The 21,173-nt window shown below is 36.9% G+C and carries 20 protein-coding genes; 7 read left to right on the forward strand and 13 right to left on the reverse strand.

What is annotated here, in order from left to right; translation table 11 throughout:
* Positions 1 to 116 precede the first annotated feature (116 nt).
* Both DN064_RS07825 and topA read right to left on the reverse strand, forming a co-directional pair.
* Complete coding sequence (locus DN064_RS07825; RefSeq protein WP_115462092.1) at positions 117 to 1,283, reverse strand: formimidoylglutamase; 1,167 nt, start codon at positions 1,281 to 1,283, stop codon at positions 117 to 119.
* Positions 1,284 to 3,782 (reverse strand): type I DNA topoisomerase, encoded by a 2,499-nt coding sequence (gene topA, locus DN064_RS07830; protein WP_115462093.1) that lies wholly within the window; start codon positions 3,780 to 3,782, stop codon positions 1,284 to 1,286.
* A gap of 222 nt (positions 3,783 to 4,004) precedes the next feature.
* On the opposite strand from topA, the gene miaB reads away from it, so the two are divergent.
* From miaB to secG, 5 genes are read left to right on the forward strand one after another with little or no spacing between them, the layout of a single operon-like run.
* Complete coding sequence (miaB, locus tag DN064_RS07835; protein WP_115462094.1) at positions 4,005 to 5,462, forward strand: tRNA (N6-isopentenyl adenosine(37)-C2)-methylthiotransferase MiaB; 1,458 nt, start codon at positions 4,005 to 4,007, stop codon at positions 5,460 to 5,462.
* 5 nt (positions 5,463 to 5,467) lie between these two features.
* Positions 5,468 to 6,733, forward strand: coding sequence for a sigma 54-interacting transcriptional regulator (locus DN064_RS07840; RefSeq protein WP_115462095.1), 1,266 nt, complete (start codon positions 5,468 to 5,470; stop codon positions 6,731 to 6,733).
* A gap of 24 nt (positions 6,734 to 6,757) precedes the next feature.
* Positions 6,758 to 7,264: an LptE family protein gene (locus DN064_RS07845; RefSeq protein WP_115462096.1), complete on the forward strand. Its 507-nt coding sequence runs from the start codon at positions 6,758 to 6,760 to the stop codon at positions 7,262 to 7,264.
* Positions 7,265 to 8,164, forward strand: coding sequence for a hypothetical protein (locus DN064_RS07850; protein WP_115462097.1), 900 nt, complete (start codon positions 7,265 to 7,267; stop codon positions 8,162 to 8,164).
* 5 nt (positions 8,165 to 8,169) lie between these two features.
* Entirely contained in the window at positions 8,170 to 8,505 is a 336-nt protein-coding gene (secG, locus tag DN064_RS07855; protein WP_115462098.1) for a preprotein translocase subunit SecG, read from the forward strand.
* 96 nt (positions 8,506 to 8,601) lie between these two features.
* On the opposite strand, the gene DN064_RS07860 is transcribed toward secG, so the two are convergent.
* Positions 8,602 to 9,384 carry a zinc ribbon domain-containing protein gene (locus tag DN064_RS07860; RefSeq protein ID WP_115462099.1) on the reverse strand — a complete coding sequence of 261 codons (783 nt, stop codon included), beginning with the start codon at positions 9,382 to 9,384 and terminating at the stop codon, positions 8,602 to 8,604.
* Positions 9,385 to 9,387: 3 nt separating this feature from the next.
* The gene (locus tag DN064_RS07865; protein WP_115462100.1) at positions 9,388 to 10,503 is read right to left on the reverse strand and encodes a Nif3-like dinuclear metal center hexameric protein; all 1,116 of its coding nucleotides are present in this window, start codon (positions 10,501 to 10,503) and stop codon (positions 9,388 to 9,390) included.
* Between the two features lie 40 nt (positions 10,504 to 10,543).
* On the opposite strand from DN064_RS07865, the gene lpxK reads away from it, so the two are divergent.
* The gene (gene lpxK / locus DN064_RS07870; protein ID WP_115462101.1) at positions 10,544 to 11,545 is read left to right on the forward strand and encodes a tetraacyldisaccharide 4'-kinase; all 1,002 of its coding nucleotides are present in this window, start codon (positions 10,544 to 10,546) and stop codon (positions 11,543 to 11,545) included.
* 1 nt (position 11,546) lies between these two features.
* Here the strand turns inward: lpxK and DN064_RS07875 are convergent, their stop codons facing one another.
* The 7 genes from DN064_RS07875 to DN064_RS07905 are packed head-to-tail and all read right to left on the reverse strand — an operon-like array spanning position 11,547 to position 18,835.
* A complete protein-coding gene (locus DN064_RS07875; protein WP_115462102.1) occupies positions 11,547 to 13,772 on the reverse strand; it encodes a tetratricopeptide repeat-containing hybrid sensor histidine kinase/response regulator in 2,226 nt (741 codons plus the stop codon).
* Between the two features lie 46 nt (positions 13,773 to 13,818).
* Positions 13,819 to 14,817, reverse strand: coding sequence for a type I glyceraldehyde-3-phosphate dehydrogenase (gene gap / locus DN064_RS07880; protein ID WP_115462103.1), 999 nt, complete (start codon positions 14,815 to 14,817; stop codon positions 13,819 to 13,821).
* On the reverse strand, positions 14,817 to 15,689 hold the full coding sequence (gene lipA / locus DN064_RS07885) for a lipoyl synthase (protein WP_115462325.1): 873 nt from the start codon (positions 15,687 to 15,689) through the stop codon (positions 14,817 to 14,819). Before lipA ends, gap begins: the two co-directional genes overlap by 1 nt.
* 45 nt (positions 15,690 to 15,734) lie before the next feature.
* Complete coding sequence (locus DN064_RS07890) at positions 15,735 to 16,976, reverse strand: Nramp family divalent metal transporter (protein ID WP_115462104.1); 1,242 nt, start codon at positions 16,974 to 16,976, stop codon at positions 15,735 to 15,737.
* Positions 16,960 to 17,520, reverse strand: a complete 561-nt coding sequence (locus tag DN064_RS07895) for an RNA polymerase sigma factor (protein ID WP_115462105.1) — start codon at positions 17,518 to 17,520, stop codon at positions 16,960 to 16,962. The genes DN064_RS07890 and DN064_RS07895 overlap by 17 nt, the downstream gene beginning before the upstream one ends.
* Positions 17,511 to 18,626, reverse strand: coding sequence for a glycosyltransferase (locus DN064_RS07900; RefSeq protein ID WP_115462106.1), 1,116 nt, complete (start codon positions 18,624 to 18,626; stop codon positions 17,511 to 17,513). Before DN064_RS07900 ends, DN064_RS07895 begins: the two co-directional genes overlap by 10 nt.
* Positions 18,626 to 18,835, reverse strand: coding sequence for a membrane or secreted protein (locus tag DN064_RS07905; protein WP_115462326.1), 210 nt, complete (start codon positions 18,833 to 18,835; stop codon positions 18,626 to 18,628). Before DN064_RS07905 ends, DN064_RS07900 begins: the two co-directional genes overlap by 1 nt.
* Before the next feature lie 123 nt (positions 18,836 to 18,958).
* Between DN064_RS07905 and aqpZ the strand changes: the two genes are divergently transcribed.
* Complete coding sequence (gene aqpZ, locus DN064_RS07910; protein ID WP_115462107.1) at positions 18,959 to 19,660, forward strand: aquaporin Z; 702 nt, start codon at positions 18,959 to 18,961, stop codon at positions 19,658 to 19,660.
* Between the two features lie 46 nt (positions 19,661 to 19,706).
* Here aqpZ and DN064_RS07915 read toward each other — a convergent pair whose 3' ends face one another.
* Positions 19,707 to 20,495 (reverse strand): anti-sigma factor, encoded by a 789-nt coding sequence (locus tag DN064_RS07915; RefSeq protein WP_115462108.1) that lies wholly within the window; start codon positions 20,493 to 20,495, stop codon positions 19,707 to 19,709.
* Positions 20,496 to 20,507: 12 nt separating this feature from the next.
* On the reverse strand, positions 20,508 to 21,035 hold the full coding sequence (locus DN064_RS07920) for an RNA polymerase sigma factor (protein ID WP_115462109.1): 528 nt from the start codon (positions 21,033 to 21,035) through the stop codon (positions 20,508 to 20,510).
* Between the last annotated feature and the right edge of the window lie 138 nt (positions 21,036 to 21,173).

The raw sequence follows: 21,173 nt of genomic DNA on the forward strand, positions 1-21,173 counted from the left end.
AACATATTATCTATTTTTTGAATAAACAACTTTTTTCAAAGTTTTTTTACACTTTATCCAAAAAAACTGCATTTTATCGATGTTTTGACCCCTATCCTATCGACGAAATGCACAATTTATACGATATTCTTCCTATAAGCCTTAAACCAGCGTTCAGGAATCTCATCCTGTGTTGCACGCACGTAATCCTCATAACTGCAAGGTAATAACGTATGCTTCTTCAATTTATTACTAACATCTGGTAAAAAGGGAATCTCGATCCACCAGCGGTTAGTTTTCAAACTTTTATAAAAAATCAACTCATCATTTTCAATAAGAACCCGATACTTCTGAAACGCACTGTCATTTTGAAAATCATCATCATTCACACGAGCGTTAAATCCTTCTATGAAATACCAAATCATTTGAGCAATAAGCATATCATTTATATCACCCTTATTACCTGTCTTGTATTCATAGACTCCAAATGATGAAACTTTATTACTGATTCCAGCATATCTGGTTATGGCACAAATGTCTCTTCCATTAAACCCATTAGGCGAATACTTCTGGCGGCCTTCAAATTCTGAGGCTCTTATTGATCTTAAGTCCACACTTACAATGTTTGCATCACGAAGAACCGGCTCAGCCAAAGAGATATTAGAAACAATCTCACCCAGTCGGTAGGGTTCAAAGTACAAACGATCCATCAGATCTATTTCCTCCTGAGAATTGAAATAAGTCTGATATCCTAATGTGGCGTAATTAAATAGATTATACGGCTCTTCAACTATAACTTTTCCTATGTAACTAGAATTCTTAATAGGCAAAGCAGCATCTCCAAGATCAAACTTTGCATCAACACTCACTATATTGATCATTGGCCTTAGTTCGTCATAAGCTCTGTAATTGACATAAGTAAGATCCTGACTTCCTCCTATTATAATAGGTGTAATGTTCTTTTCAATAAGAACACTTAAACAAGTTTGTAAAGCATAATAGGTATCATCAATAGAATCCCCAGGAAGCAAATCACCAAGATCAGCGATTTTGGCATGCCAACTTCCTTCTAATAAACTGTATAAAGCATGTCTAATACCAGCGAAATTTAATTCTTCACCCATATAATCCTCATCATTACGGTTTTCTGCAACCCCAATAATGGCGAGCTCTATATTGTCTAATTCTGGTAAGCCGTTTTGTTGAGAGTGTATTTCAATTTTTTTTCCTAGGGCTTGATTTGATAATAGCTCTGTGTGCGCTAATACTTCATCTGATACAGGAGACAAAAAATTGAAATTCATTTAGTTCTTCTTTTTCGTAGCTTTTTTTCTTGTTGTTTTTTTCTTTGGGGCAGCTTTATCAAGTTCGGCAATGGCTTGTTCCAAGGTCATTTCCGACACATCAACAGTTTTAGGCAATTCTACCTTCTGTTTTCCTTTAATAATATTATGGCGTCCCCAACGAGCCTTTTCAATTCTAATACCAGCTTCAGGCCAGTCATGAATCAACTTTTCTTTTTCTTTTTGAATCTTATCTTCGATCAAAGTTACAATATCAGACTCAGAAAGATTGTCCCAATCATACTTTTTATTGACATTAATAAAGAGATTGTTCCACTTAATAAAAGGCCCAAATCTCCCTTTACCCTTGGTTACATCCAAGCCCTGGTATGAATAGATTGGTGCGTCAGCTTTCTCTTTCTCCTTAATATATACTATGGCATCATCCAAATCTACACCTAAAGGATCTACCCCCTTAGGTAACGAAACAAACTTTTTCCCGTAGCGCACATAAGGGCCATATCGTCCATTATTCACCTCTACCTCATCCTCTTTGTAGTGCCCTAGGGATTTAGGTAGTTTAAACAAATCCATCGCTTCTTCGAAAGTAATGGAGCTTAACTGCTGATCAGGCGATAAACTAGCAAATTGTGGCTTTTCTTCTTCATCAACAGTTCCAATCTGAACCATAGGACCAAATCTACCCAATCGTACACTGACTTGTCTGCCAGATACAGGGTCAACACCCAACACCCGTTCTCCAGATTCACGCTCGGCATTTTCTTTTACATCTTCAACTTGCGGATGAAATCCTTTATAAAAATCTTTCATCATGGATCGCCAATCTTCTTTACCATCAGCGATATCATCAAAATTTTCTTCTACCCGAGCAGTAAAATTGTAATCTAAAATAGATTCGAAATTATTGACCAAGAAATCGGTAACTATCATTCCTATATCTGTTGGAACGAGCTTACCTTTATCTGATCCAACTCTTTCCGTAAGTGTCGATTCCTTAACTGAGCCGCCCTCAGCCAACAATTGTATATAATGACGTTCAGTACCATCAACCGTCCCTTTTTCTATATAATTTCTATTTTGAATAGTAGATATAGTTGGAGCATATGTTGAGGGCCTTCCAATTCCTAACTCCTCCAATTTCTTTACTAGTGAAGCTTCTGTATATCTTGCCGGTGGTCTCGTAAATCGTTCAGTTGCACTGATAAAAACTGAATCTAAAGCATCATTGACACTTAAATCTGGTAATAAGCCAGACTGCTCCTCTTCCTCTGTATCCGTTCCTTCTAAATAAACCTTTAGAAATCCATCGAAAGTGATAACCTCTCCATTGGCAACAAAATTTTGAGCAACAGGCCTATCGCCATTAATAGCAATTTTTACATTGGTGCGTTCTAAACTTGCCTCACTCATTTGAGAGGCAATTGCTCGTTTCCAAATAAGCTCGTAGAGTCGAGCCTGATCTCTTTCGGCATTGACAGATTGATTCTCGAAATTGGTAGGCCTGATAGCTTCGTGTGCTTCTTGTGCACCTTTGGACTTACCTTTATAATTACGCGGATTACTGTATACATCCCCATAATTGTTTGTAATAGCAACCTGAGCTCCATTTCGTGCTTCATCAGATAGGTTTACACTATCTGTTCTCATATAGGTAATTAACCCAGCTTCATATAATCGCTGTGCATTGCTCATTGTTCTGCTTACAGAAAAACCTAGTTTCCTAGCTGCTTCTTGTTGCAAGGTAGATGTTGTAAATGGAGGTGCTGGAGATTTCTTGACGGGTTTCTTCTCCAGATTTGAAACCGAAAAATCAGCGCTTAACACTATGTCTAGAAAGTCCTCAGCCTCTTGACGTGAGGTGAAATTTTTTGGAAGTTTGGCCTTAAAACGCTTTCCATCGCTAGTACTAAACTCAGCATCCACTCGGAATGAAGCAACAGGGTTAAACTCCTTAATTTCTCTTTCACGCTCTACGATAAGTCTTACGGCAACAGATTGCACGCGTCCTGCTGACAGACCTCCTTTAACCTTGCGCCACAGGACCGGAGACAATTCGTAACCTACAATTCTATCCAATACACGTCGCGCCTGTTGCGCATCAACTAAATGATAATCAATACTTCTAGGATTGGCTACCGCTCGCTCGATAGCGGATTTAGTGATTTCGTGAAATACTATACGCTTTGTTTTGGATTTCTCAAGATTTAGTACTTCAGCTAAATGCCAGGCTATGGCCTCTCCTTCGCGGTCTTCATCACTAGCCAACCAAACGATCTCTGCTTTTTTAGCTAGGTCTTTTAGTTTTTTGACGACATCCCGTTTATCCTTAGAAACTTCGTATTTAGGTTTAAAATCCCCTTCTACATCGACTCCCAGCTCTCTTGAAGGAAGATCAGAAATATGGCCAAAACTGGACTCGACTCGGAAGTCTTTTCCTAAAAATTTCTCAATGGTTTTAGCCTTTGCAGGAGACTCAACAATCACTAAATTCTTTGACATCATCAATTTTTTGAGGGTACAAATGTAATTGAAAAATAAGTTACTTACCTAATCGCATACCAAATGGGACCTTTAAACAATCGTTAAAAATGATGAACATTATTGCAATTATGATAAAATATTGGATCGTCTTAACCACCTCTTTTACTGACATAATGTCATTTCTGAAGAAATTAGTCTTATCTTTGCTACCTTAAAAACTGAAGACGTTTACGCGAATTAATGGAAAAGATAATTGACGAATCAAAACAAGGAGAGGCTTTAGTTCTTGATCAGAATCAACAAAATACCAAAAAGCTCTTTATTGAGAGTTATGGTTGCCAAATGAATTTTAGCGACAGTGAAATTGTCGCATCTATTTTGGCGGACCAAGGTTACAATACCACCAACGAACTTGAGGATGCAGACCTCGTACTTGTTAATACATGCTCTATACGCGATAAAGCAGAACAAACCGTTAGAAAGCGATTGGAAAAATACAACGCTGTAAAAAAAATAAACCCTGGAATGAAAATTGGGGTTTTAGGTTGTATGGCAGAACGTCTAAAAGCAAAGTTCCTCGAAGAAGAAAAAATGGTTGACCTTGTGGTTGGTCCTGATGCTTATAAAGATCTCCCTAACCTTTTAGATGAGGTGGAAGAAGGTCGAGATGCTATTAACGTGATTCTATCCAAAGAAGAGACTTATGGCGACATTGCACCAGTGCGCCTAAATAGCAATGGTGTTACGGCTTTTGTTTCTATTACAAGAGGTTGCGATAACATGTGTACCTTCTGTGTGGTGCCATTTACAAGAGGACGAGAACGCAGTCGTGATCCTCAAAGTATCATAGAAGAGGTAAATGATTTAGCACTTAAAGGGTTTAAAGAAGTTACCCTTTTGGGCCAAAATGTGGATAGCTACCTTTGGTACGGTGGAGGCCTTAAAAAGGATTTTGATAAGGCAACCGACATTCAAAAAGTCACGGCGGTCAACTTTGCTAATCTTCTGGAATTATGCGCTAAAGCACAGCCAAAGATGCGCTTTCGTTTCTCCACATCCAATCCTCAAGATATGACTTTAGATGTTATTGAAGTAATGGCCAAGTACGATAACATCTGTAAATACATTCATTTACCGGTACAAAGTGGTAGTAATAGTATTTTAAAAGCAATGAATCGTCAACATACCCGCGAGGAGTATTTTGAGCTTATAGATAATATCAAACAAATTATTCCAGATATAGGCTTAAGCCAGGATATGATATCTGGTTTCCCGGGAGAAACTGAGGCAGATCATCAAGACACTCTAAGTTTAATGGAATATGTGAAGTATGATTTTGGATTTATGTTCGCTTATTCTGAAAGACCTGGGACATTAGCCGCTCGTAAACTTGAAGACGATATCCCATTAGAAACTAAGAAACGTCGTCTTCAGGAAATCATCAATTTACAACAAAAACACAGTGCCTACAGAACAAATGCCGTCGTTGGAAAGACCGTAGAAATTCTTATTGAAAAGGCATCAAAAAAGTCTGATCAGCACTGGTCTGGACGTACCACTCAAAATACAGTAGCAGTTTTCCCAAAAGAGCATTATAAGGTCGGTGATTTTGTAAACGTCAAAATTACAGATTGTACCTCTACCACACTTATTGGTGAGGCAGTGGGCTATTCAGATAACCAACCTCAAACAATCTAATTACTATGGAATCTGTTCAAGCAATCAAGCAACGCTTTGGTATTATCGGCAATGATCCCAAATTAAATAGAGCTATTGAAAAAGCCATTCAGGTAGCCCCTACTGATATTTCAGTTTTGGTTACTGGTGAAAGTGGAGTTGGGAAAGAAAGTATCCCAAAGATCATACATCAATTATCCCATAGGAAGCACGGAAAGTACATTGCTGTAAACTGTGGCGCCATTCCTGAGGGAACAATTGATAGCGAACTTTTTGGACATGAAAAAGGTGCGTTTACGGGTGCTACACAAACGCGCTCAGGCTATTTTGAGGTGGCCGATGGTGGTACCATATTCCTTGATGAAGTTGGGGAATTACCGTTAACAACTCAAGTTAGATTGTTACGTGTACTGGAAAATGGCGAATTTTTAAAGGTTGGTTCTAGTAAAGTACAGAAAACAGACGTACGTATAGTTGCTGCCACCAATCTCGAAATGTTTGAAGCCATTAAAAAAGAGAAGTTTAGAGAGGATCTTTATTACAGACTAAGTACGGTTGAAATTCACTTACCTCCACTTCGCGACAGACACTCCGATATTCATCTACTATTTAGAAAGTTTGCCAGTGATTTTGCTCTTAAGTATAAGATGCCAACTATTAAATTGGCAGATGATGGTGTAAATATGCTTCAAAAATATCGTTGGAACGGTAATATTAGGCAACTTCGCAATGTAGCAGAACAACTATCTGTATTAGAACAAACCCGAATAGTCAATGCAGAGACACTTAGAAGCTATTTACCCAATTCAGGTAAAAATCTTCCAGCCATAGTTGAGCGAAAAACGAATGACGGTGATTTTAGTAACGAACGGGAAATTTTGTATAAGGTTCTCTTTGATATGAAAAGCGATCTGAATGATCTAAAAAAACTCACCTTAGAATTGATGAATAGTGGGAATACTAATGAGGTTAGAGAAAGTCATGATGAATTAATTCAAAAAATTTACGGAGAGGAAACAGCTCATAGTGAGTTCAAAGCACCATCCGGTGAAATGGAAGTCATTCCAATTCCAGAACACACACATCATCAAATTGAAAACTCATCTCAAGAGGATAAATATCATTTTGCTGAGGAAATACAAGAAGAAGAGACTTTATCCTTGCAGGACAAGGAATTGGAACTGATAAAAAAGTCTCTTGAACGACATAACGGAAAACGCAAGCTGGCTGCACAAGAATTGGGCATAAGTGAACGTACACTTTACCGAAAGATCAAACAATACGACCTTTAAACACTGCGTTTATACTTAAAATTCATGATAAAAAAACTAAAATCTTTTCTGCTAATCACATCCAGTTTTGTCCTCATAGGCTGTGGAGCCTATTCCTTTACTGGCGCAGATACTGGCAATGCTGAAACCTTTCAGGTCAATTTTTTTCAGAACAATGCACAACTCGTCGAACCCGGTATTGATATCTTGTTTCAGAACACCTTACAAGATCTCATTGTAAATCAAACCAATTTAAGCCTTGTCACCTCCGGCGGTGACCTAACCTATGAAGGAGAAATAACGGAGTACCGCATTTCACCAATGACAGCAACAGCTGAGCAGACCGCTGCACAAAACCGATTGACCATTACAGTTAATGTGCGATATTTTAATAAATTGGACGAAGAAAAGGATTTCGAAAAACGATTTAGCTTCTTCTTCGATTACCCTGCAGATAGTCAATTAGTTGGAACTGTAAGAGATGTTGCTATTGAAACAATTTACGAGCGTCTTACTCTGGATATATTTAATGCGTCATTAGCTAATTGGTAAATGGAAAAAGATGAATTCATAAAACTTTTGGACGACCCTACTCACTTAACAAGTGAGGACGTCAATAGCTTAAAATCAGTTACAGAAGAATTCCCCTATTTTCAATCTGCAAGAGCCTTGTATTTAAAAGGGCTTAAAAACATTGATAGTTATAAGTATAATAACAGTCTTAAAAAAACGGCCGCATATACAACAGACCGCAGTGTTCTTTTTGACTTTATTACATCTGAGGTGTTTAATCAAAATGCCATCTCCAAAAACATCAAACAAAATTCAGAGTATCTCAAGCAAATGGACTTGAATGAACTTGATGACATCTCAGTAAATAAAAGCATGCTTATTGATGAGGCGCTAAAAACGCACATTCAAAATACCGAAGGAGTTCTAGACCCAGACCTATTTAAGCCAAAAGAGACAGAACAAAACAGTCCTGACCGTTCATCAGAACAACCTATTATTGCCATTGACGTTGAAAATATTGCACCTGAAGAAACTCTAGAATTGGGCAAACCTCTAGAGTTTGATAGTAACGAGACCCACTCCTTCGCTGAATGGCTTAAGATTACTGATTTCAAACCAATTGACCGAGGCAATGAAACTTCCAATGACACATCCGTACCACCAATTACATCCAAACTTGATCTGATAGATAAGTTTATAGAAGACAACCCGAAGATTGTTCCTAAAGAGGAACAGCCAACATTGATAGTTACTCAAGAGAATTTATGGAAGGATGAAGGCCTAATGACAGAGACCTTAGCTCGTATATATCTAGAGCAAAAAAACTACAATAAAGCCATTCAATCGTATAGGATTTTAAGTTTGAAATATCCAGAAAAAAGTAGTTTCTTTGCAGACCAAATTAAAGCAGTAGAAGCAATTCAACTGCGCAACTCATAAATACAATGACAAAGTTTACCATATTTTTAATATTGATAGTTTTAGTAGCCTTTTTTCTGGTTGTAGTCATAATGGTACAGAATCCTAAAGGTGGAGGTCTTTCCTCATCTTTTGGTGGTGGCGGCAACCAACAAATTGGTGGAGTTAAGCAAACGGGTGACTTTTTAGATAAAAGTACCTGGGTATTAGCTACACTGCTAATCGCTTTAATCTTATTATCTAATGTTACCATTCAGGGAGCCGGTGAAGTCATAGATTCGAAAGCATTAGATTCAAATGATGTTGAAGTACCTGCAACACTGCCAGACACTTCTAATGAGGATACTACTGGAGACAACTAAAAAAACCCAATACCTTATACCATACAAAAAGCGCTTCCAATTGGAAGCGCTTTTTTTGATTAATCCCTATAAAATTTAATCAACTAAATGCCAATCTTAATTTAGCTTGGCAAAAAGTTTTTGCATTTTTTCCTTTTCTTCTTGGGCTAATTCTGCATCTACAAGAATTCTTCCACTGTGCTCATCAGTAATAACTTTTTTACGTGAGGCTATTTCAACTTGCACTTGGGGTGGAATAGTAAAGAAGGATCCACCAGAAGCACCACGTTCAACTGGTACTACCGCTAAACCATTTTTAACATTATTTCTTATACGCTTATAGGCCTTGACAAGGCGCTCCTCTATCTTGGTCTGAAATTCATCAGATTTCTCTAAAAGGGCCTTTTCCTCTTTTTCTGTTTCTTTAAGGATTTCATCCAACTCACTCTTTTTATTCTTTAAGTGGTTGTTACGCTCCTTAAGTTTATCTTTAGTCTCAGACATAACCTCTTTCTTCTGTTCAATCTGAGCCTTAAATTCTTTTATATGTTTCTCAGCAAGTTGAATTTCTAACTCTTGATACTCAATCTCTTTACTTAATGAGTTGTACTCTCTATTGTTGCGAACATTTTTTTGCTGCTCCGTATACTTCTTGATTAAAGCGTTGGACTCTTCTATTAAGTTCTTTCTTGACTTGATTTCTTCCTCGATCATGTCAAGGTTCTCATTAAGCTTATCAATTCTGGTGTTTAAACCTTCAACTTCATCTTCTAAATCTCTTACTTCTAAAGGTAGTTCCCCACGAACATTTCTAATTTCATCAACTCTGGAATCAATTAGTTGTAAATCGTATAATGCTCTTAATCTATCCTCTACAGAAGCTTCAGCTTTTTTTGCCATAATCTAAAGATAATTAACCGGATTTGTATTGGTTTTCGATAATATGATCTTGCCTTCCGACAAGGCAGGTGCAAAATTAGTAATTTTTTTTGAGAGATAGTCAGTTAAAAAGGATTTTGTAAACTGCTCGCTTTCATAGTGTCCAATATCAGCAATAACTATTTTCCCCTCGGCTCTAAAAAAGTCATGGTATTTAAAATCTGAACTTATAAATACATCAGCTCCTTGAGCTATAGCAGCCTCAATTGCAAAGCTTCCTGAACCACCTAAAACTGCAACTCTAGAAACTGATTTTTTAAGTAATTGACTGTGTCTTACAACTCCACAGTTCATAGTGTTCTTTACAAATTCTAAAAAGCCCTTCTCATTCATCGCCTCTGTAAGATTTCCTATCATACCCATTCCAATATGTTGATGAGAATTGTCTAGAGTTATGATCTCGTAGGCCACCTCTTCATATGGGTGCGCTTTAAACATTGCTTTTAAAACTTTACTCTCAAGATGTTTGGTGAAAGTTACGGAAATGGCAATCTCAGGCTCTTCTTGAACCTTCCCTCTTTCACCTAAGACAGGATTGGAATCTTTATTTCCTTTAAAGGTTCCCACACCTTTATAATTGAAACTGCAATCATCGTAGTTTCCAATTCCACCGGCTCCCGCACTAAAAAGAGCCTCTCTCAAATGATTAGCTGAAGATTCAGGCACATAGGTGAGCAACTTTTTGATTGAATTCTTTTGTGGTATTAATATCTGCTTATTAAGCAACCCAAGCTTGTTACATATAATGTCATTCACTCCCTTAAAAGAATTGTCTAAAGCTGTATGAATGGCAAAAATTGCAATATCGTTTTTTATAGCCTTTACAACTGTGCGTTCCACATAGTTGCCACCGGTTAAGGATTTAAGCCCTTTGAATATTATGGGATGAAAACTCACAATTAAATTGCACCCTGCTTCCACAGCTTCATCCACAACGGCTTCAATGGTATCTAAGGTTACAAGAACACCTTTGACCTCAGCTTCTTTATCACCGACCAAAAGGCCCACATTATCAAAATCTTCGGCATATTTTAAAGGGGCAAGTTCTTCCAGAATCTGAATTACTTCTCGGATCTGCATAAATTGACATTTGTATCAAAAATAGCATATTTTCGTACTAATGAAATTCATAAGGATATTATTGTTCCCTTTGGTCCCAATCTACTTTCTGGTTACCTGGACTCGTAACATCCTTTTCGATAAAGGCTTATTAAAATCAAAAGCTTACAATATCCCGATTATTTGTGTCGGAAACCTGAGCACGGGGGGCACTGGAAAAACCCCAATGATCGAATATCTCGTTCGATTATTATATGAGAATCATGAATTAGCAATATTGAGTAGGGGTTATAAGCGCGATACTAAGGGTTTTATTTTGGCTGATTCCAAAAGTTCTGTTTTAGATATTGGAGATGAACCTTTTCAATTTTATAGAAAATTTGACAGCCTAAGTATCGCCGTGGCCGAAAAACGCGTTGAAGGAATTGATAGATTATTGGCTTTGGACACCCCACCTAATTGCATATTGTTAGATGATGCTTATCAACATCGATATGTTAAGGCGGGATTCAATATTTTGCTTACCTCCTATCAGCAACCATTCTTTGAGGATATTGTATTACCTACTGGAAACTTACGTGAGCCCAAATCTGGTTCTAAACGCGCTGATATTATTATAATAACCAAATGCCCAGGAGGACTAGGTCAAAAAGAAAAAAAAATAATTACACAGAAATTAAAACTTTTACCCAATCAATCGGTTTTCTTTAGTTCCATTACCTACTCTCAAACAGTATTTAACCACAACGAACAAATGGCCCTTAGTGAACTAAAAAGCTTCACCTTGGTCACTGGAATTGCTTATCCAGATCCGCTTATCCAATTTTTAAAGGAGGAAGGGTTAGTATTTAAACATTTATCATTTCCAGATCACCATACCTTTTCGCCGGAAGAAGTAATTGATCTTTCAAAAGAATCATTAATAATAACTACAGAAAAAGACTTTGTAAGGTTATCTGAAGCTAAGGAATTAAACTCAAATCTGTGGTACTTGCCCATCGAATTTGTCCTGGACGATCCCAATAGGTTTAAAAACCTTGTTTTGAATTTTACTAAGAATTGAATTAGGCAGTGACATTTTCTTGGCCACTCAAAGCGCCATACAGCTTCTTCTCGAAGTCTTCTTGCCTAAAAGGTTTGGATATGATATCATCAAATCCAGCTTCATCAAATTCATGCATTTTATCCTCCAGAGTTACGGCAGTTAAGGCAAAAATAGTTAGCTCCTTATCGAAGCTTCTAATAATTTTTGTTGCTTCCAATCCACTAATTCCTGGCATGTGAATGTCCATTAACACAACGCTATAGGATACTTCTTTAACCTTATCTACAGCTGCCTCACCGTTATCAACTATATCACAGTGCAGACCCATTTTGTTGAGAATCTTTTTGGTAATCATTTGATTGATTTTGTTGTCCTCAACAACCAAAATTTTAATGTTACTTAAATCCAAGGCTTGTAGTTTTTTTGATTCCTCACTAACTTTTGGTTTTTCCTTAGGTTCTGAATAGGTTAAAGGAATTTCAAAAAAGAAAGTAGTACCTTTTCCCAGTTCACTAGTGAGATATACTTTTCCTTTGAGAATTTCTACCAACCCTTTTACAATGGATAGACCTAAGCCAGTGCCACCATATTTTCGGTTGATTTGAACAGATCCTTGAGAAAAACTATCGAACATATGTTCTTGTTTTTCTTTGGAAATACCGATACCATTATCCTCCACTTCGAATTTAAGAACGTAATCGTTTTGATTTTGATTTACTTTCTTAACACGAACCCAGATGTCGCCATCTTTGGTGAATTTAATGGCATTGCCAAGCAGGTTAATTAAAATTTGGGATATTTTTAATTGATCCCCATCAAAGGTTTCGGGGATCCCTTTTTCGTATTCGTAATGAATGACACTATTGTTATCATGGGCTGAATTACTTAAAGCCGAAATAACATTTTCTATCTTCTTATGTAAATTGAAATGTTCCGGATCCAACTCCACTTTATTGGCCTCAATCTTATTAATTTGAAGAATATCATTAATAAACGTCAACAAATAGTCTCCAGAAAATTTCAACGACTTTAAATGTGGGACCTGATGCTGCTTTGGATTTTCTTCAAGTAACATATTTGTTAGACCAGTAACTGCATAAAGCGGTGTTCTTAACTCGTGAGTTACAGTTGACAAGAAATTAGCTTTTGTCTTAGAGGCTAATTCAGCTTTTTCCTTGGCCACAATCAATTCATCATTTTTCTTATGAAGCATGTTATTGGTCTTCAACCGAATGTTGTTATTCTTGTATAAAGACAATGTTAGAAGCGATAAAATTGTAATTAAAGAAATACTCAAAATTGTGGTAATTCTTGATAAATTGCTTTCGGCCTCAGCCTCATCGATCTGATCTTTTAACTCCTCATTTTCAGCATTTCTATATTGATTAACATATTGTGCTCTTTTCTCCGGTGACAAATTATCGCGTCTAATATCAAGAATAGAATCTGATAACCTCAGGTGTTTATTTAGATAGACATTTGAGGATTTATAATCCTCAAGTTTCTGGTAAATCTTACTGAGTGCCAAGTAACCTTCATTTAAAGTACCAACCATATCACTATTGGATGCTATATCCATACCCTCTTCAACAAGAGTTAAGGCCATTTGAAGATTCCCTAGAGCACAATTAACTTTACCATTTTGTATAAGTGCATTGCTTAATACTCTTGTTTCGTTATGGCGTTTTGCCAACAAAATAGATGATTCTAATTTAGATTTGGCCTCGTCATACTGCTTCAGTTTCATGTAAACTTTAGCCTCATTTAGTAGTACCTCTGGAATATATTGATCCAAACCCTCTTCCTCAAATTTTGTATGAGCAGATTGAAAGTATTCGAGAGCAATACTGTGCTCACCCATGCTGCTACTGATATAACCTCTTATATTATATGTAAGGGCAAGATTTGCATAATCCTCAATCTCCCGCTGGATTTCTTGTGCTTTTTGGAGAGAGAATATCGCCTGTTTGGGCTCCTCAACCAAAAATTCAATTTTGGCAAGTTTGGTAAAAATCACGCCTTGCGTCTTCTGATCGTCAATTGATTGAGCCAATTGAAGCGCTTTTTCTAAATGATCTTTAGCTGGAAAATAATCACCTCGGTCGCTTTCAAGCCTGGCCTGTTCAATCAAATTTTGAACATTCATGGAAACCTTATCTTCCTCCTCATTATAACCACCTTGTGCTAATAATGGGAGTTGCCAAGTAAAAAGTAATACAAATAACGTCAGCCTGATTTGGGACATCTCAGCAGATTTTATAGAACAAATATAGATATTTATTCGATAAAAGTCACTTTTTTTCCGACAAATTGCAAATTAATTGTAAAATTCGTGAACTATATCCGGTTTCGTTATCATACCATCCTATGATCTTTACCATATTACCAATGACTGAAGTCATTAAAGAATCGAATATGCAGGAATGCCCATTTCCAATAATATCAACTGATACAATGGGATCTTCAGTAAATTCAATAATTCCTTTGAATTCTTCCTCTGACGCTTTTTTAAATACGGCATTAACTTCTTCTATAGATGTTGGTTTTTTAACATTAATAGTCATATCCGTTAAAGAACCATTTGGAACAGGCACGCGAATACCACAGCCCCCAATCACTGTTGACAATTCTGGAAATATCTTTGTCAAGGCCTTAGCCGCCCCAGTTGTAGTTGGAACTATCGATTGTCCAGCAGCACGAGCCCTGCGCAAATCTGCATGAGGAACATCGTGAAGACTCTGATCTGTAGTATACGAATGTACAGTTGTAATGTATGCTTCTTTTATTCCAAAATTGCGATGCATCAAGTCCATCATTGGTGCAGCATTATTGGTAGTACATGATGCATTGGAGACAATGACGTCCTCAGATGTTACGGTTTTATCATTAACACCAAGAACAATAGTTTTAATACTGTCTTCTGTTGGAGGAACGCTTAAAACTACATGCTTTACCCCTTTTTTTAAATGACCCTTTAGGTCCATTTTCTTCTTAAATTTTCCAGAAGACTCAACAACAATATCAACTTTGTAATCTCCCCAAGGAATTGATTCCGGATGCCTGGCATTTAAAAATGGAATAACCTTTCCATCAACAATAAGAGTATTGTCTTTAATGTTAATTGATGACTCTAAGCGACCATGAATACTATCGTACTTGAGAAGATGTCCTAATGTTCTAACATCCGCCACGTCATTTATGGCAACAATATTGATATCCGGATGGGAAATGGCTAATCTAAAAACACGTCTCCCGATGCGTCCAAAGCCATTGATACCAACATTTATCATTAATTGATATGTTTTTGTGCTTTATATGAAGACCTGACTAAGGCACTACTTTCCACATGTCTAAAACCTAATTCCAACCCAATTTCTTCATATTCCTTGAATTCTTCAGGATTAATAAATCTTTGTACTGGAAGATGTTTTTTACTTGGTTGTAGATACTGACCAATTGTAACAACATCCACATCGTTCTCGCGTAAATCATGAAGGGTCTGAATCACCTCTTCTCTAGCCTCACCCAATCCCAGCATTATTCCAGATTTGGTTCTTCGTTGGCCTTGAGATTTTAAATATTTCAAAACCCCCATACTACGATCGTATTTTGCCTGAATTCTAACTTCTCTTGTGAGTCTTTTAACCGTCTCTATATTATGTGAAACTACTTCTGGTGCAACTTCAATAATTCTATCAACATGTCTTTCAATACCTTGAAAATCCGGTATCAAAGTCTCAAGGGTAGTTTCCGGATTCATACGTCTTACGGCTTTGACCGTCTCTGCCCACATAATACTTCCCATATCTTTCAGATCGTCCCGGTCGACACTGGTTAACACAGCATGCTTAATTTTCATGATCTTAATAGAACGGGCTACTTTTTCAGGTTCGTCCCAATCTACTGCTTCAGGACGACCTGTCTTAACACCACAAAAACCACAACTTCGTGTACAAATATTACCGAGGATCATAAACGTAGCGGTACCTTCACCCCAACATTCTCCCATATTTGGGCAGCTACCAGAGGTGCAAATTGTATTAAGCTTGTACTTATCTACTAAGCTACGTAACTCGGTATACTTCTTACCTGTTGGCAGTTTTACCCGTAACCATTTGGGTTTTCTTTCTGGTAAAACATTAGATTTAGACCTTGCTTCCATGCTTTCTTTTTCAGCCAACAAAGATACAAAGTATTCGTCAGAAGATTACGATACTAAAAACCAGATACCAAAGATTATCAAGAATAAAATTCCAGCCCAACTTAACAGTTTCAAATAAGTGCCAGGCCGGTGCTCAACTGGGGTATATTTACTTGTGATTAACCAAAAATTTAATATGGCATAAACAGGTGCTGTGATAAAAGACAGGACTGTAGCAACCTTAACAAGAAGCGCCATCTCTGATGCAAGAAATAAAAAAACCATTATGGTTCCGCAGGTGAGTATAATTAACCACAAATAATAACTAGAAAAAATCGAATTACCGAATAACAATTGTACACTTTTGGCCATGGCCCTTGGAGAGGCATCCAGCGTTGTAATAGTAGTGCTCCACATGGCAGATAAAGCAGCTACTCCAATTATAACAGCTGACCATTCACCAAGAGCACTTGTATACAATCCAACTAGTTGACTTGCAAACTCTGCTGCTCCCGCACCAAAGGTTTCTCCAGAATTGTACAAGACAAGAGCTCCAAGAATTACAAACAAAATACCAATTCCAACTGTTGCTATATAGCCAATATTAAAATCAAACAGCGCCTCTTTTATCTTGAAACTATTTGAGTTTTCAGTTTGTTCTTCTACCCAAAGAGAGTGAAATACTGACACATCAATAGGTGCGGGCATCCATCCCATGAATGCAATCAGAAATACGAGATCGGTCTGAGATACTGGCCAAAAAAACTCTAATTCTAGGGTTGAATTAGATTTGGTGTTTAATACCACCACTGCTGTTAGTGTACTTAATGCCAAAAGAATAATCAGAATCTTTATTAATCTATCTAAGGCCTTGTACTTTCCAATCACCAAAATAACACAACACACTAAAAGAATAATAACAGTCCAAATTTCAACACCACTGAAACCCATACTATTTAGATTGAGGAAATTAATACTTCCAAATAAAGAGTCCGCAATCCCAGCAGTTACGATGGTAACCGCGGTCTGTATCGTAAACATAGTCCCCAGTGATAGAATAAAATACAAGAGTAAATAGGGTTTACCCAGTTTTCGATAGCCGTCCAACAAACTCTCTCCAGTAGCGCCTGCATATCGAGGACCAAATTCGAAAAATGGATACTTAAAAAGATTGACAATAAGAAGTGCCCATACTAACCCAAGTCCATATTCTGCTCCAGCCCTAGTAGATTGTACCAGATGGGATACCCCAATGGCAGCACCTGCAAATAATAGCCCAGGACCTAACCTCCTAAGAACTGAAATCATTGGTATGACGTATAATTTCTGCCAAGAGTTTTTTCGCCCTTAAGAGCTTTACTTTTATGTTATTAATAGGCTCATCCAACTCTTTGGCCATTTCTTTATAACTCATCTCCTGGAAATACCTAAGGTGAATTACCTTTTGATAATGGGGTTTAAGTTTTTTTATTTGAATTAATAAATTGGCAAGATTTTGTTTTTTTATCAAATTATCCTCCGGCGACGGTGACTCATCCACAATTTCATGAATATGGTCTTCAACATTATTAACAGTTTCACTTAAAGACGATTTCCGTTTTCTAATAAGATCGATATGTAAGTTTTTTGAAATACTGATTAGCCATGTTTTAAAACTATAATCCTCATTGTACGTGTCTATTTTATCAAAAGCTCTTGAGAATGATTGTATTGTAATATCTTCCGCATCATTTTCGTTTTGGGTTCGTTGGAGTTGAAACCCATAAACATCATTCCAAAACGTATCAAGCAAAAAATTAAAAGCCAATTGGTTATTTGACTTGGCCAATAAAATCGCCTCTTTTAGTTCCAATGTTTTGGTTTAGAAATAAGATTAGCAATAAAGATAAAAAATTGAGAAATAATAAGAGTTACCTCAAGAACTGGTAATAAAAAAGTGATTCCATGTTCATTGAGCTTGCTTGCGCTCTTGACGTAGGTCAAAATTGAAAGACAAAATCGAAATAATATTAAAGTCAATACAATTTCCCACCTAAATAAGAAGGATAAAAGAAGCACTGAGAGTAAAATAAACATCAATTGAGATGTATAGAACATTCCCAATACTAATTGATGTATTGGTTTATAATAGGAGGCTGTAGAAACATGTCGCCTTTTTTGCGCAATCCATTCCTTCCAATTATTTTTTGGCTTAGAAACTGTGATACTATCGGGATGATCTATAATTGCAACATTTGTTCTGGTCGCCACACTATTAACAAACAAGTCATCATCTCCAGACATAATATCCATATGTTTCATATAACCTGAATTCTCGAAAAATACATCTCTATGATAGGCTAGATTTCGTCCAACTCCCATATAAGGCAAACCTATTCTGGCATATGAAAAATATTGAATAGCCGTAAGTAAAGTTTCAAATCTAATCAAGGCATTAATAAGTGATCCTTTGTAACGCTGGTACGAACCGTAACCCAAAACGATACGCTTAGTTTTAGAAAATGATCCCGATATATGGCTTAACCATCGATTAGATGTTGGTTTACAATCTGCATCTGTAAACACTAAATAAGACTTTGTAGCCGCTTTAATTCCCAGTGTTAATGCATACTTTTTGTTACCCCAGAAAGATTCTACGTTTTCAACATTAACCACTTTTACATTAGGGTTTATATCTGCAAAACCCTCCATAATAGCTAAGGTCTCATCAGAGGAGCTATCGTTGACCAATATCAATTCAAAGTTTTGATATGATTGCTCAAGAAGCAGCGGAATATTGGTCTTTAAATTTTGAGCTTCATTTTTTGCACATACTATAACAGAAAGAGGTAAGGTGTTCCCAGGCTTTAGATCAGAAGTGTTTTTTAAAGCATAATACAGTAAAAAAACTAGAAAGAAGGCCATCTGACAGACGACGACTCCAACAAAAACCCAAAATACAATAGAAAGCCAGGGCATTAAGCCTCTGTATGTTGTGATTCTTTACAACTGTCAAATTGATCCGGAGTTTTTCCACAAAAGCCACAAGCTTCACCCTCTTGATTTAAATAGGGGTTTTGACTGGCACATGTACCGGCAAACTTTCCATCTTTTTTAGCCCAAATTTTAATTGCAATTCCAGCAAAAGCCAAACCTAAAAGCAAGAGCGTCAATAGAAAAAGTTTCATGTTGTAATTTTTAATAATTAAATTTAATGCAAAGATAATGCTTTTCAAGGATTTAAATACAGCCATATAGCTGCAAGAATCGTTGGAAAACAGATCTCATTAACTAACTATTAAAATATCAATATGAAGAAATTATTTGCCGAGTTCTTTGGCACCTTTTGGCTTGTTTTTGGTGGATGTGGGTCTGCCTTATACGCCGCTGGCGTTCCCGATTTAGGAATTGGATTTGCAGGTGTAGCACTTGCATTTGGTCTAACCGTTTTAACAATGGCTTATGCTGTTGGACATATCTCTGGGGGGCATTTTAATCCTGCTGTAAGTTTTGGACTTTGGGCTGGTGGTAAGTTTGAAGCAAAAGATTTAGTTGGCTACATTATTGCTCAATTGGTAGGAGCCTTTGTTGCAGGAGGTGTACTTTATGTGATTGCATCGGGATCTGCAGGATTTGCCATTGACAATGGTGCCGCTGGAGCATTCGCTGCTAATGGATATGGCGATCTTTCACCTGGCGGTTATTCAATGACTGCCGCCCTTATCGCTGAATTTGTACTGACCATGTTTTTCTTACTAATAATTTTAGGAAGCACCAATGAAAGAGCACCTAAAGGATTTGCACCTATAGCCATTGGTTTGGGGCTTACCTTAATTCACCTTATCAGTATTCCAATTACCAATACCTCCGTAAACCCAGCCAGATCCACAAGTCAGGCTATCATTGCAGGCGGCGGTTTTGTATCGCAGCTTTGGTTATTCTGGGCAGCACCAATAGCTGGGGCTATTGTAGCTGGAATTATTCATAAATCACTCTTTGATAAAAGTGAATAAAAAAAGCCACCAAAAAGGTGGCTTTTTTAGTGTTATGAAACACTTGTTATTTATTGTTCTTTAAAGAGATTTCTGCTACCTGATTATCTTCAGACTTAGATTCGCCATTTTTATTCTCAATAGTAATACTTAATGCCACAGCATTCTCCATGTATGGTATTGGTCTTAGTTTTCGCTCAGAGGCGTCTAACACTCCTATATTAACCATTTTATCCTGAAACTCAGCCCACATCTGATAGTATTGCTCTTCAGGAAGTTGTGGCAAGGTTATGACATCTATCATTGATGTCTTTTCTACAGGATTGATATAGGCAACCGTCTTTAGATTCTTAGCACGTTCATTACCTGTAAGAACATATTTCTTAGAGTCAGGATCATTAAGTTTAGACAATTCTTCTGCCAATTGATTCAGTTTATTATTGTTGTTCTCAATATCCTGTCTCAGGTCGAATATCTCCTCAACCACCACATTGTTTTCAGAATTCAATTGTCTATTTTGCTGATAGAGTAAAACACTGGTCACAGCAAATATTAGCGCAGAGACACTAGCAGCCACACTAATCCATGTCATCCTCGAAGAACGGCGTTTCAAACTAATTACCTTAGAATCGTCCAGTTGAGATTCGATTTTTGCAAATAGGTCTTTCGGAGGATTTACGGCTTCAAAATTAGCTAAAACCTCAAGATTATCTTGAAGCTTTTCATAGGCCTCAGCCACTTCCTCATATGTACCTATAAACTGCTCTACCGCCATGGACTCTCTTGAAGAAAGATCGCCAATCACATAGCGTTGCAGCATATCCGACTTTAAAAATTCTTGTACTTCTTTTTTCATTTCAAACCATGTTTAAGGATCGTAGATTTTTTTTAATTCTCTCAATCCAATTTTAAGTCTTGACTTAACCGTACCCAATGGAATTTCTAATTCCTCGCTCGCTTCTTGTTGTGTTAAGCCCTCAAAATACAAGGCTTTAATAACAATCTGGTACTTCTCGTCAAGTGTCTCAAGATGCTTTTTTATATCCATAACATCTTGATTAATATTCATAGTAGGTAAGATATATACGTCCGATTTATCGATTTGGACTTCCTTGTGATGCCTATTGTTGTAACTTCGTAATTTATCTATTGCCGTATTTCGTGCTATCCTGTACAACCATGTAAATAATTTGGCCTTTTTAGGATCGTACTTCGAGGCATTCTTCCATACTTTCACAAAGGTTTCCTGCAGGGCATCTTCTGCTAATTCTTGATTACTAGTTACCTTTAAAATAACACCAAACAAACTACCAGAATAGTTCTCGTAAAGCAAATTAAGCGCTCTTTTATCGCCTTGCTGCAAATATGAGATGATTCTCTGTTCGATGTTTGTCATTGATTATCCTTTCGAAATCCAAAAACACTTTGGCTTCGTAAATATAGAAAATGTGTTTTCAAATTTGTTAAACATAATTTTTAGACGTTAGAATAAAAATTGGAATGATTGATTAATAGCAAATAGTTTTATTCTAAA

This window comes from Winogradskyella aurantiaca (assembly GCF_003362725.1).
GTDB classification, from domain to species: domain Bacteria; phylum Bacteroidota; class Bacteroidia; order Flavobacteriales; family Flavobacteriaceae; genus Winogradskyella_A; species Winogradskyella_A aurantiaca.